The sequence below is a fragment of the Caulobacter radicis genome, assembly GCF_003094615.1.
Classification (GTDB): Bacteria; Pseudomonadota; Alphaproteobacteria; order Caulobacterales; family Caulobacteraceae; genus Caulobacter; species Caulobacter radicis.
This window is the reverse complement of sequence record NZ_QDKO01000036.1, coordinates 16400-29139: the sequence shown is the minus strand read 5'-3', so window position 1 is coordinate 29139 and position 12740 is coordinate 16400. Positions and strand designations below refer to the sequence as shown.

Below are 12740 nucleotides of genomic sequence, written 5' to 3'. Positions count from 1 at the left end.
GGCCTAATTCGCCCGGCAATATGTCAACGTTGTCATCGGCGGATATGCAGCGGCAGCCTTGTCGCATTGATCATAACAATAACTTGTCTGAGTATCTCGGTTATGCAACAGAGTGGTCAGGCCAAATATGGCGAGGCCTGACGGCGAAGACCGTCAGCGAGGGCGGGAGAAAACGATGATCAAGACAGCACCGGCTGGCGCATAGCGACGGCCCGGACCCGTCCCGCGAAGGGAGGGCCGGGCGACGTCGCCGATTGCAGTCCATGAGCCTGGCGGGCGGCCAAAGATGCTCCCCGCGAGAAATAAGAAGACTTTGGGAGAGGAAGTAATGAAGCGCTTCAGCGCGCGCGGCCGCACGGCCGCGGCTGTGTCGATCATCGCCTTGAGCGCGGCCGTCTGGCCGGTCCAGCAAGCCGCCGCACAATCCGAAACCGTCAAGACCTCCGGATCGGTCGAGTCTCCGACCGAGGTCGAGGCCATCGTCGTCGGGGCCCGCGCCTCGCAGCAGTCGTCGATCGCGCGCAAGAAGCGCAGCGCGACGGCCCAGGACTCGATCGTCGCCGACGACGTCGGCTCGTTCCCCGACAGCAACGTCAACGAAGCCATGTCGCGCATCGCCGGCGTCGCCATCGAGCGAAACGGCTTCGGCGAAGGCGACGGCGTGTCGATCCGCGGCAACGGCGCCGACCTGACCCGCGTCGAGCTGGACGGCATGGGCGTCGCGGCCTCGGGCTTCAGCCTGGCCGTCGGCGACGGCGGCGGCCGCGCGGCCGACCTTCGCGAATTCCCGGCCGAGATGATCAAGAGCCTGGACGTCATCAAGGGCCAGACGGCCGACATGACGCCTGGCGGCCTGGGCGCCACCGTGCAGATCCAGACCCGCACGGGCCTGGACTTCAAGAAGCCCTATCTGTCGATCCGCGGCGCGGCGGCCGGCAACTCGCTGTCGCGCAAGGCTTCGCCGGAACTGGGCGTAGTCGCCTCGCGCAAGTTCCTCGACGACCGCCTGGGGGTGATCGGCAACATCAGCTACAGCAAGCGCCTGAACGACAGCCACGCGCTGAACAACGGCGGCTCGAACAACGCTCAGGGCTACACCCGCTTCGCCGACTTCGACAATTCGCCGGACAAGACCTTCACCTACAATCCGGCGACGGCCAACGGCGTCGGCGCCACCGACCCGATCGCCTCCTGGGCCCTGGTCGGCGGAGGGCTGTTCAACGCGCCCACGCCGCTGGACGTCTACACCAAGTCGGCGGCGGCCAAGACCAAGGCCGAGTGCCTGACCGCGTTCCCGACGCTGACCGACGCGCAGCTGGGCACGATCGTGGCCGGCAGCAACGGCGCCAACCGCCAGGCCGCCCAGGCCGCCCAGATCAACGCCCAGATCAGCTGCCTCAACCAGTGGAACGACTACGCGCCCAACCTGGTGCGCGACCAGAACCTGACCCAGTACGAAGACCGCCTGTCCTGGGATCTGCGCTTCGACTATCGCGTCACCGACGACCTGACGATCTTCGCCAAGTACCAGGTCGCCAACCGCGAGCAGAACGAGAACAACCGCCAGCGCACCCGCGGCGGCATCACCTCGCTGTACGGCATCTCGCAGAACCAGACCGCGGTCTCGATGCTGACCAACACCTTCTATCCGGCCGGCACGCCCAACGTGCTGTCCGCGATCCCCGGCGGCGGCTTCTACATCTACAACCCCGGCATGCCGACGGCGCCCTACACGATCGACACGACGCCGGGCTCGAGCGTGACCAACAACTCGTTCCCCCTGATGGGCGTGGCGGCCAACATCGTGCCGGGCTCCATCCAGATGGACGGCAACCACCACCTGACCCAGTTCGACATCACCAACGCCGCGCTGGGCATCGACCAGATCCAGAACGACCAGATCTGGAAGACGAACTACATCTCCGGCGGCGCCAACTACAATCGCGGTCCGCTGACCATGGACCTGATCTTCGGCCGCAACGAGAGCGAATACTCGCGCACCGACCTGCGCTTCTCGCGCAGCTACACCTACGGCAACGCCACCATGCGCGCGCTGGAGAACGGCATCTGGACGATCGACATGCCGTCGAACTTCGATGACACCGACATGCGCAACTACGCCCAGCTGAACGCGCCGACCGCGGTGGGCCAGCCGGCCTATTCGAACGCCTACCGCCTGGTCTTCAACCCGCGGAAGGTGGAGAGCGGCGAAGACCAGCTGAAGTTCGACGTCACCTACCTGCCCGACATGCCGCTGTTCACGCGCTTCAAGGCGGGCATCCTCTATCGCAAGGCCTCGGCCAACTCGTGGGGCGGCGGCGGCTATTCGCCCGACCCGAACGTCTTCGTTCCGACCCTGACCCTGCGCGGCGACGTGCGGGCCTGCGCGAACGTGGCCTCGACGCTGCCGGCCAACGCCTGCGCCTACGGCTACGCCCCCAACCCGACCACCGGCGTCAACTTCCTGTACGGCCTGGAGACCCTCACGCAGGCCCAGCTGATCGATATCTTCCAGAACTCGATCGAGCATAACTCGGGCAAGTTCATGCCGGGCTACAAGGGCGTCTCGGGCCTGGAGCTGTGGGACAGCATCGACGTCAAGAAGGCCTTCTCGCAGCTGGCCGGCGCGGTGAACTACAACTTCGACTGCCTCAAGGAGTGCACGGCCAGCGACGGCAAGGTCTACAAGCAGCCGTTCAACGAGACCGAGGAGACCATGAGCTCCTGGTACTGGATGGCCGACCTGGCTCACGATCTGCCGTTCGGCATGGAGTTCCGCGGCAACCTGGGCTCGCGGATGTTCAAGACCGAGGTCGAGGGCTCGGGCTACGTGACCCTGGCCACCACCTTCAAGACCCCGGCCTTCGACCCCAACAACCCCAACGCCGCCGCGGGCATCGTCACCACCAACCGCGTCCGCCCGGTGTCGATCAACAAGAGCTACACCGGCTGGCTGCCGTCCTACAACGCCGCCGTCTGGGCGATCCCGGACAAGGTGGTGCTGCGCTATTCGTGGGCCAAGACCATCGCCCCGCCGGCGATGAAGTTCTTGTGGCCGGGCGGCACCTGCACCTACGACGAGCGTCGCGACGGCGTGACCGACGTCGACGGTTCGGAGCAGGACATGACCTGCGGCACGTTCGGCAATGCCGAGCTGAAGCCGTACCAGGCGACCAAGAACAACACGAGCCTGGAGTGGTATCCCAACAAGGACACCTCATTCAGCCTGGCCTACTACCGCCAGAAGGTGCGGGTCGGCGGGCCGCTGGCCGTGCCGGTCAAGAACGTCAACGTCTTCGAAGGCACCGACATCGAGATCCCGGGCACCGGCGGCAAGAAGTTCTCGGACTACGAGTTCGGCATGACCACCTACGAGAACGGCCCTGGCTATGTGCAGTCGGGCTGGGAGTTCGTGGCGCGGACCGCCTTCACCTACCTGCCGTGGAAGCTCAGCAAGACCGGCATGGACTTCAACATCTCGACCACCAAGTCGGGCACGGCGGTCACCTACATGGACCCGCTGACCGCCGAGGCGCTCGACCCGCAAGGGCAGTCGAAGTACTTCGCCAACCTGGTGTTCTGGTATGACGACGGCGTCACCAAGGCCCGTATCGCCTACCAGACCCGCGACCGGGTGCTGACCTGCATCTCGCCTTGCGGCAACACCAGCGCCTCGCCGGTGGCCAACGCGCCCAACACCAACATCGGCAACTACGTGCGCTTCCCGTACAATCCGAGCGAGCCCTACTACTCGGAGCAGTACGAGTACCTCGACGCCAAGATCTCGCGGCGGATCAACAAGAACCTCGAGGTCTACCTGGAAGGCCGCAACCTTCTGCAGGCCGCCCGCCTGTCGGTGGGCTCGGACGACCGCGGCTTCGAAGGCCGCGCCAATCCCTGGTCGGTCCAGTACGGCGGCTCGCGCTTCGCCCTCGGCTTCACCTACCGGAACTAGACTCTCCGTTCCGGTCGGCTCCTGGCCCTTCCCTGGAAACAGGGGAGGGCCTTTTGCTGTGGCGGCTGGATCCGCGAACCTCCCCCTGTGGGGGAGGCGATCGCGTCAGCGATCGGTGGGGGAGGTGACTTTCCGGCTCCTCGCAAGCTGAGAACGGCCCCCCTCCGGCCCTTCGGGCCACCTCCCCCAGAGGGGGAGGATCTTGGGGCGCGACCCCTTTTCCCTTTGAAGGGGGGGGCTATATCTCTCAGGGGCATCGGCCTATTGGTCTGACCAGGCTGCGAAAAGCGTCCCCACTTCGGTGTGGCGGGAAGGCGAGGGTGATCCGCTTTGTCAATGGAAGTCGTTATAGTTCATGGATTTTTCGTTTTGACAATGACAGCGCTATTAGCGTGAAGGTTGCGATAATTGGTCAGGCCGCTGTTGCGTGGGCAGACGCCTTCCGATAGAAATAAAGGGTGTTCGGCGTCTGCGAGCCGACCACAACCTTCATAGTTCCCCTCCGGCCGACCACGACGACGGGTCGGCCTTTTTTTGTGCGGTCGCGGGGTTGGAGCCTCGTCCTCCGACAGGCTCAGGGGGAGGCTCTCAAGCGCCCGAGCTGTCCGTCGTCCTCATCCTGAGCTTGTCGAAGGACGAGGACGACTCCCTCAGCGGCAAAGCATCTTGGGATCCACGCGCTCGACGGCCGGCGCGGCGGCGGGCAGCGCGATGCCACGGGCCCTGGCCGTGCGCTCCATGATCCCGCCGCCGCCGGGAATGGCCTGGGCCTGCGCATAGGCCGGATCCCTCTGGGCCTTCTCCAGCGTGACGTAGCGGGCGCCGGCGGCGTCGAGGCGGTCGAGCACCTGGGGCAGCATGTGCGCCGACCAGCCGCCGATATGGGTCAGCAGCACCTGCGGGATCATCCGGCCGTAGACCGCCTGGGAAACGGCCTGCATGTGCGCGAGCTCCTCGTCGACGCCGCGCAGGTACTGGCCTTCCATCGTTCTGATGGCGGCCTGATCGCCCTTGGTCTGGCAGCGGGCGTAGGCGTCGCTGTAGCTCCAGTCGCTGAACGAGAGGGAGACGTGGGCGACCTTGTAGCCGTGGGCGGCCAGGTAAGCCGCCGCGCCCTGGTGGCGCTCGGGGCGCGTGCCGGCCGTCAGGTTGGGAAACCTCAGATACCGCCAGTCCTGGCCCTTCATCCGCTCGGCCAACGCCGGCTCGCCGGCCTCGAGGTCGGCGATCCAGGCCTCCAGGGTATCGGCCTTCTCGAGGTTGAGATGGCTGGCGGTGTGGTTGCCGAGCGGATGGCCGGCCGCCCGCCAGGCGTCGAGCACGGCGTTGCTTTGCGCGTCGGTCGCCTTGGCCGAATTGACGAAGCCGAAGGCCTCGTTCACGCCGTGGGCCTTGAAGGTCTCGATGTGCGAGCGGGCGATCGACGGGCGGGTCATGCCCGGCGGCAGGTCGCCGTGCACGGGCAGGTCGTCGACCGTCACGGCGACGTCGAAGCCCTGGGCCTGGGTCTGGGCCAGCGCCGCGCCGGGCGCCAGCAGGGCCAGGACGAGAAGGGCGGCGGCCCTCACGAGGCCTTGCCGGCGTAGTAGCGGCGCAGGGTGTCGAAGGCGAGCTTGCGGTGGCCCTCGTTGCTGACTAGGCCCTTGCGGTTCCAGTAGTCCTGGTAGCGGGCGTGCCAGCGGCGCGGCGAGCGGAAGTCCTTCAGCACCCACGGACTGACGCCCACGAAGCCGTCGCGCTCGAGCAGGGCCAGCGTCTCCTCGAACACCCAGGCCTGGTATTCCTCGGTCCAGCGGTTCTCCTTGGGGCCGCGCTCGCCATAGAGGGCGTCGGCGCCGAACTCGCTCATCATCATCGGCTTGTCGTGCGGGTTGGAGAAGCGGACGGTCTTGGCCTGGTCGGGCGTGCGCGGGCCGTACCAGCCCTCGTACTGGTTGATGGCCACGACATCGAGGTCGGGCGCCAGCGGGTCGTCGACCACGAACTGGTTCTGGCCGGCCTTGGCGCCGCCGACGTCGATGTTCTTGTTCAGGGCCGCGGTCAGCAGGCGGGTGGGGTCGAGGCGGCGGATGTCGGCCACCACGTGGCGCAGGAAGGTCGTGCGGGCCTGGTGGGTGGGCGTCTCGTTGGCCACCGACCAGAAGGCGACGCTGGCGCGGTTGCGGTCGCGCACCACCATTTCGGCGGCCATGGCGCGGGCCAGGGCCAGGGTCCTGGGGCTCTCGTAGGCGACGTCGTCCCAGTAGACGGGGATTTCCGACCAGACCAGCAGGCCCAGTTCGTCGCACAGGCGCACGGTGCTTTCCGTATGCGGATAATGCGCCAGTCGGACCATGTCGCAGCCCAGGGCCTTGGCCTCTTCCAGCAGGGCGCGGGCCTCGGGCGGGGTCATGACCCGGCCGCCCTGGGCGCCCAGGGGCTCTTCGTGCAGGGCGATGCCACGGATGAAGCGCGGCTTGCCGTTGACCAGGATCTGGCGGCCGCGGGCCTCCAGCGTGCGGAAGCCGACGCGGTCGCGGCGGACGTCCTCGCCCGCCTTGAAGGTCACGTCGTACAGCGTGGGGCTTTCGGGCGACCACAGCTTCAGCCCGCGCGGCGGCTTGGCGGACAGGCGGGCGCGGCCGTCGGGGCCGGTCTTGCCGCTCAGCGTCAGGTTCAGGTCGGCGATGGCGACCGACACCTCCAGGCCGGCGGCCGCCGGGCCGTCGGCGCGCAGGTCGGCGACAATCTGGCCGCCCTCCAGGCGCAGGAAGGCGTCGCGCAGGAAAGTCGTGGGCGTCTCGACCAGCCAGACCGAGCGGGTGATGCCGCCGTAGTTCTTCCAGTCGAAGTCGAGCGAGGGCAGGGTCTCGGGGCCAACCCGGTCGTCGACCCGCAGCACCACGACGTTCTCGCCGGGCTTCAACTTGCCGGTGACCTCGAAGACGAAGGGGGTGAAACCGCCTTCGTGGCGGCCGATCTCCTGGCCGTTCAGCCAGACGACGGCGTCGTAGTTCACCGCCTCGAAGCTCAGGAAACGGCGGCCGCCCTTATCGGCCGGGGCCTGGAAGCGGCGGTGGAAGTAGATCGGGCCGTCGTACCATTCCAGCGACGGATCGCGGGTGTTCCAGTCGCCGGGGATCTCCATGCGCGGCGAGATGCTCCAGTCGTACTCGACGACCGGGCCGCCGGGCTTCTGCGGCTCGTCCAGCCAGAAGGCGCGGCGGGCGTTGGGCTTGCGGAAGGCGGAGTCGTTCTGGTCGAGGATGTAGGCCCACAGACCGTCCAGCGTGACGCGCGGCCGATCGTGCTGGGCGAACAGCAGCAGCGGCTCTTCGTCTCCGGCGGCGGGCGGGCTGGCGGCGGGCGGGGAGGCGGCCTTTTCCTGCGCCTGGGCCTGCATCGCGAGGGCGGCGCTGGCGGTCAGGGCGGCTCCGGCCAGGAGCTGGCGACGGCTGGGCGTCATGGGCGGCGTTCTCCCTAAATCGTACTTGCGACCTTCCTAGAGCGTTTGGCCAAGTTTGGCCAGGGCGCATGGTCAGGCCGCTATTGCAATCGGTCTGACCAATCTCTATCTGCACTCCCATCGGGTCGAAGAACCCTTCAAAATGTGGGAGTCAGGTATGCGGCGGCTTTTCAACACGACGGCGCTCGGCGGGATTTCGGCGGGGGTCGCCCTGGCCGCCTTCGCGGGCCTCGCCCATGCCCAGGAGACGGTCGACGACGCGGTCGTCGGCGAGATCGTCGTCACCGCCCAGAAGCGCTCGCAGAACGTCCAGGACGTGCCGATGGCCGTGCAGGTGATCGGCGGCGACCAGCTGGAAGCCGCCGCCGTGCGCGAGTTCACCGACCTGACCAAGGTGGCGCCGTCGCTGATCGTGCGCCCGGCCGATAATCCGGTGAACGCCTCGGTCTCGATCCGCGGCGTGGGCACCTTCGCCTTTGGGGTGGGGGTCGAGCCCAGCGTCGCCGTCGTCGTCGACGACGTGCCGATCGCCTTCCAGGCCCGGGCCTTCGCCGACCTGGCCGACGTCGAGCGGATCGAGGTGCTGCGCGGCCCGCAGAGCACGCTCTACGGCAAGTCGGCCTCGGCCGGCCTGATCAACATCGTCACGCCCGGCCCGACCCGCGAGCTGACCGGCAAGGTCAGCGCCCTGGCCACCACCGACGACGAAGTCGGCCTGGGCGCCATGATCTCGGGCCCGATCACCGACACCCTGCGGTTCCGCTCCTCGAACAGCTACACCAGCTTCGAGGGCAACATCGACAACCTCTACAACGGCGAGAAGGTCAACGGCCGCGAGACCTTCGCCACCCGCAACAAGCTGGTCTGGGACCCGACCGACAAGTTCAGCGCCACCCTGGCGGTCGACTACCTGAAGGGCGACACCACGGCGGGCCGGCCGTTCATCGCCCTGTCGCCCGACGCCCGCCTGCGCGGCAACGCGGCCTGGACGCCGGCGGTGTTCGCGCCGGGCGTGAACGTGGGTCCGAACAACAGCTCGGTGGTCAACAACGTCACCACCGGCTCGGACTACGAGGACTTCGCCCAGTCGCTGAAGCTGACCTATGACCTGGGTTTCGCGACCCTGATCTCGGTCACCGCCAACGACCGCTACAAGATGCTGGACGCCTTCGACCAGGACGAGACGGCGCTGAGCGTCAACAACTACGCCAAGGGCCTGTTCTCGGCCGACCAGTTCAGCCAGGAGATCCGCCTGGTCTCGGACGGCTCCAACCGCCTGCGCTACACCCTGGGCGCCTTCCACGCCGACGTGAACTATCGCCGCTACTTCTTCCGCGGCCCGGCCTTCTCGCAAGCCAACTGGGACGCCACCTCGGGCTCGAACGAGAACTCGGTGTTCGGCCAGCTGGAATATGACGTGGTCGAGGGCACGACCCTGATCGGCGGCCTGCGCCTGGGCCGCGAGAAGATCGGCTACACCTTCCGCGACCTGCGCGGCGGGCCGGCCGCGGCCTGGGCCGATGGCTCCAGCGACGACTACGCCACCTATCGCCTGGGCGTGCAGCACAAGCTGGCCGACGACGTGATGGTGTTCGCCACCTTCGCCACCGGCCACAAGGGCCAGAGCTACGACCTGACCACAGGCTTCAACCAGGCCCGCGCCGACCTTGGTCCCGTGCGTCCGGAAAGCTCGGAAGACATCCAGGTGGGCGTACGCTCGCGGTTCCTGGATCGCCGCGTGACCCTGAACGCCACGCTGTTCAACACCGAGTACGAGGACTTCCAGGCCCAGGGCGCCGAACTGCTGCCCGACGGCACCCAGAACTTCCGCCTGACCAATGTGGGCGCGATCCGCACGCGCGGTGTCGAGCTGGAAAGCACCGCCCGCCTGGTCGACGGCCTGACCCTGTCGGGCTCGGTCGCCTATCTGGACGCCGAGATCACCCAGTTCGCCGGCGCCCAGTGCTGGCCCGGCCAGACGGCCGCCCAGGGCTGCACCGGCTCGCCCGCCCGCCAGAACCTGGCCGGCGAGCGTCCGCCCCAGGCCCCGAAGTGGAAGCTGAGCGCCGGCGCCGAATATGTGCGTCCGCTGGCCGGCGACCTGGAGGGCGTGGCCAATGTCGCCGCCAACTACCAGAGCAGCGTCAACTACTCGCTGAGCCAGGACCCGCTGACCGTCCAGAAGGGCTATGCGGTGGTCAACCTGTCGGTGGGCGTGCGCGACAAGGCGCGCGGCTACCAGGTGACGGCCTTCGTCAACAACCTGTTCGACGAGGGCTACTACACCAACCTGGTCAACAACTACGGCGCCTACGGCAACCAGCTGGCGGTGCAGGCCTTCCTGCCGCGCGACTTCAAGCGCTACGGCGGGATCCGGGCGTCGATGACGTTCTGATGGGGCGGGGCGGGTCAGGCGGCGGGCGCCTCACCCGCCTCCCAGCCGGATCCTGACGCCGCCGTTGGCCACGAAGCCGTCGGTCGGCGCCCAGGCGTCGACCGTCCATTCGCCGGCCGAACCACGCTGCGGCAGAACCAGGGGGTCATACTTGGTCTGGCGCACGTTGAGCAGGTTTTCCAGATTGAGAAACAGACGGACCTTCTCGTTCAAGACCACCTCGCCCAGAACGCCCACCTCTAGATAGGCTTTGCCCCTGACACGATAGGGGTTTTCCTCCAGATCCTGGCGGCCGGTGTAGTAGGCCTCGATCCCGAGCCGGCCCTTGTCTTCCTTTTCCCACATGCCCACGACGCCGGCGGTGTGGCGCGGCGTGTTCGGCACGGTTCGGCGTCCTGCGGCGGGCGCGGGCTCGGTGGCGTCGACATAGACATAGCTGCCGGTGACCGTGAAATCGCCCACCCGATAGCGCAACAGGGCTTCCAGGCCGGCCGTCTGGGTCGAGCCGGACACATTGACCAGCTCGACCCGCCGCGCGCCGCCGATCGTGGCCGGATCCAGGTCGCGCAGTTGCACGGCGTTCTCTATCTGCGATCCGAACAGGGTGAGGTTGGCCTCCAGCGGCCCGGCGGCGTAGCCCGCTTCAAGCGATGCGGTGTCGGCGGTTTCGGCCCTGAGGCCCTTGAGCGGTTGCAGGCGTGAAAGGCCAGCCGCCTCGATCTCCTCCACGAACGGCGTCGGGGCGTAGAAGCCGCGACCGACAGACCCCCGCACCGTCCACCGGCCTGGACGATAGAGCAGCGAGACCCGGGGGCTGAGGTGCGAGCCGTACTCGCTGTGATGGTCCCAACGGGCGCTGCCCGCGAGCGTCAGGTCGTCCGCAAGCTTGTGCTCGGCCTGTGCGAAGACGGCCGGCGTCGTGAAGGTGTAGTCGAAGGCGGAAAAGGCCTTGCTGCGATAGTCGTCGCTCTGCACCGCGGCGCCGATCAGCCAGGCGGTTGCGCTGTCCGAACCGGCGGCCAGCGAGGCCTCGGCGAACAGGGTGCGGTGGCGATCGTTCTCGATGCTGTCGCCGAAGCGATGCCCGTGCTTCTGGTTCACGGCCGAAGCGCGCAGGTGCACGACGCCCACGCCGTCGATCGGCGTCTGGGAGGTGAAGCCGGCGTCCAGGCGGCGACTGTTCTGGTTCTGGACGAACGGCCGGCCGTCGGGCGTGGTCCGGCCGGCGGCCGTGCCGCCCTGGCGATCCTCGCCCATCGCACCGAGGGTGAAGTAGGCGCTGCCGCCGTTCTGGCCTTTCCAGAACAGCCTGGGTCGAAGGGTCCAGCGCTCGTAGCCAGGGGTGTCGATCCAGCCATCGCCGTCCAGATCCTTCCAGGATTGGCGGTGCAGCCCGCCCATGACGGAGGCGCTCCAGGTCTCCGAAACGGGTGTGGCGGCGTAGGTCGTGACATCCTGGCCGTCGCGGCTGGTGGCGTTCAGCAGGATTTCGGCCAGCGGGTCGGCTTCGGGCCGGCGCGAGATCAGGTTGATCACCCCGCCCAGGGCCGAGGGACCATAGAGCGCCGAGGCCGCGCCCTTGATGACCTCGACCTGCCCCAGGTCCGACGGCGGGATCTGCAGGACGCCCAGGGCCTGTCCGCCGTAGAGCGGCAGGCCGTCGGCCAGAAGCTGAGTGTAGCGGCCGCGCATGCCCTGCATGCGGATGCTGGCGGCGCCGAGGGCAGGGGAGGTGACCTGAACCCGCACCCCGCCGGTCTCGGCGACCATCATGGCGATGTTGCCGGGGGTCATCAGGACCTTTTCCTCGACCTCCTCCTGGTTGATCACCTCGACCCGGATGGCCTCGTCCTGCACGCGGCGGCCCGAGCGCGTGGACTGGACGATCACCTCCTCGACCTCGGTGTCGTCGGGAGCTGTCTCCTGCGCCTGAACGCTCGAGGCGAAGGCGGCGCAGGCGAGGGCGCCGCCAATGGCGGCGAGCGGGCGGCGTGGGAGCTGGCGAGTCGTCATGGCCGCAGGCTGCACCCTGTAGTGGCTACAGGGTCAAGGGCCGGCCAGCCGTCTCAGGTGTAGCGGTCGCGGGTGGCGGCGATGCGAGCGCGGGCCTCTTCCATCTCCTGCACTTCGGTGGCCGCCAGCAGCGAGTTGAGCACGCGGGTGAGGTGGCGGCGCATGGCGTCGCGGGCGTCCTCGGGCGAGCGGGCGCGCAGGGCCGAGACGATGGCGGCGTGCTCGTCGATGCGCGGGATGACGCCGGCGGCGTGGGCCTTTTCGCCCATCAGCTTGGTCTGGGGCGAGCGCTCGCGGGCCTCCCACAGAAGCTCGACGGCGGCGATCATGGCGCTGTTCTGGGTGGAGGCGGCGATCAGCATGTGGAAGCGCTTGTCGGCGTCTTCCGAGCGGTCGACGTCGCGGGCGTTCTCGGCCTGCATCTCGGCCACCAGGCCGTCGAGCTGGTCGAGCTCCTCGTTGGTGATGCGCTTGGCGGCCATGGCGCAGGCCTCGGCCTCGATGGCGCGGCGGGCTTCCAGAAGTTCGAACGGGCCGATGTCGGTGGCGCCGGCCTGGCCCTCGTTGGGGGTCTGGGCCTTGACATAGACGCCCGAGCCCAGGCGCACCTCGACCATGCCGTCCAGTTCCAGGGCGATGATCGCCTCGCGGATCGTGGGGCGCGAGACCGAATAGGTCTGGGCGAGGTCGCGTTCGGACGGCAGGCGCTGGCCGACGGCGTAGCGGCCCTCGGCGATCTGGCCGGCCAGATCCTTGGCGACGCGTTCGTACAGACGGTTCTCGCCCTTCACGGACATGCGGGGACTTCCTAAAATTGGTCTGACCAATATGGACAAGCCAGTTGTCGATAGTTATGGGTCTTCCAACTGGAAGACCACGGGAATCTCGACGTGCATACTAGCCAAACCGAGGCGTTCAAGGCAGTCGGCCTG

General features: G+C 67.8%; 6 protein-coding genes and 1 pseudogene. 3 read left to right on the top strand and 4 right to left on the bottom strand.

Translation table 11 applies throughout. The features are described 5' to 3' along the window. The first annotated feature begins 328 nt into the window (after positions 1-328). Both DDF62_RS19890 and DDF62_RS26755 read left to right on the top strand, forming a co-directional pair. Entirely contained in the window at positions 329-3955 is a 3627-nt protein-coding gene (locus tag DDF62_RS19890; RefSeq protein ID WP_165832311.1) for a TonB-dependent receptor, read from the top strand. 536 nt (positions 3956-4491) lie between these two features. Next, a pseudogene (locus DDF62_RS26755) lies at positions 4492-4603 on the top strand (hypothetical protein); the annotation flags it as partial. 2 nt (positions 4604-4605) lie between these two features. On the opposite strand, the gene DDF62_RS19885 reads toward DDF62_RS26755, so the two are convergent. Together DDF62_RS19885 and DDF62_RS19880 are read right to left on the bottom strand one after the other, a co-directional pair. Next, positions 4606-5523, bottom strand: coding sequence for a polysaccharide deacetylase family protein (locus DDF62_RS19885; RefSeq protein WP_165832310.1), 918 nt, complete (start codon positions 5521-5523; stop codon positions 4606-4608). After that, positions 5520-7400, bottom strand: a complete 1881-nt coding sequence (locus tag DDF62_RS19880; RefSeq protein WP_116490708.1) for a glycoside hydrolase family 2 protein — start codon at positions 7398-7400, stop codon at positions 5520-5522. Before DDF62_RS19880 ends, DDF62_RS19885 begins: the two co-directional genes overlap by 4 nt. Positions 7401-7557: 157 nt before the next feature. Between DDF62_RS19880 and DDF62_RS19875 the strand changes: the two genes are divergently transcribed. Next, positions 7558-9795 carry a TonB-dependent receptor gene (locus tag DDF62_RS19875; RefSeq protein ID WP_165832309.1) on the top strand — a complete coding sequence of 746 codons (2238 nt, stop codon included), beginning with the start codon at positions 7558-7560 and terminating at the stop codon, positions 9793-9795. 30 nt (positions 9796-9825) lie between these two features. Here DDF62_RS19875 and DDF62_RS19870 read toward each other — a convergent pair whose 3' ends face one another. Beyond that, positions 9826-11808 (bottom strand): TonB-dependent receptor plug domain-containing protein, encoded by a 1983-nt coding sequence (locus DDF62_RS19870; RefSeq protein ID WP_116490706.1) that lies wholly within the window; start codon positions 11806-11808, stop codon positions 9826-9828. A gap of 53 nt (positions 11809-11861) precedes the next feature. After that, positions 11862-12605 (bottom strand): FadR/GntR family transcriptional regulator, encoded by a 744-nt coding sequence (locus DDF62_RS19865; RefSeq protein WP_116490705.1) that lies wholly within the window; start codon positions 12603-12605, stop codon positions 11862-11864. Between the last annotated feature and the right edge of the window lie 135 nt (positions 12606-12740).

Excerpts from the sequence above, each read along its gene's own strand:
- DDF62_RS19880 (WP_116490708.1), bottom strand. The coding sequence starts at position 7,400 with ATGACGCCCAGCCGTCGCCAGCTCCTGGCCGGAGCCGCCCTGACCGCC.
- DDF62_RS19870 (WP_116490706.1), bottom strand. The coding sequence starts at position 11,808 with ATGACGACTCGCCAGCTCCCACGCCGCCCGCTCGCCGCCATTGGCGGC.
- DDF62_RS19890 (WP_165832311.1), top strand. The coding sequence starts at position 329 with ATGAAGCGCTTCAGCGCGCGCGGCCGCACGGCCGCGGCTGTGTCGATC.
- DDF62_RS19865 (WP_116490705.1), bottom strand. The coding sequence starts at position 12,605 with ATGTCCGTGAAGGGCGAGAACCGTCTGTACGAACGCGTCGCCAAGGAT.
- DDF62_RS19875 (WP_165832309.1), top strand. The coding sequence starts at position 7,558 with ATGCGGCGGCTTTTCAACACGACGGCGCTCGGCGGGATTTCGGCGGGG.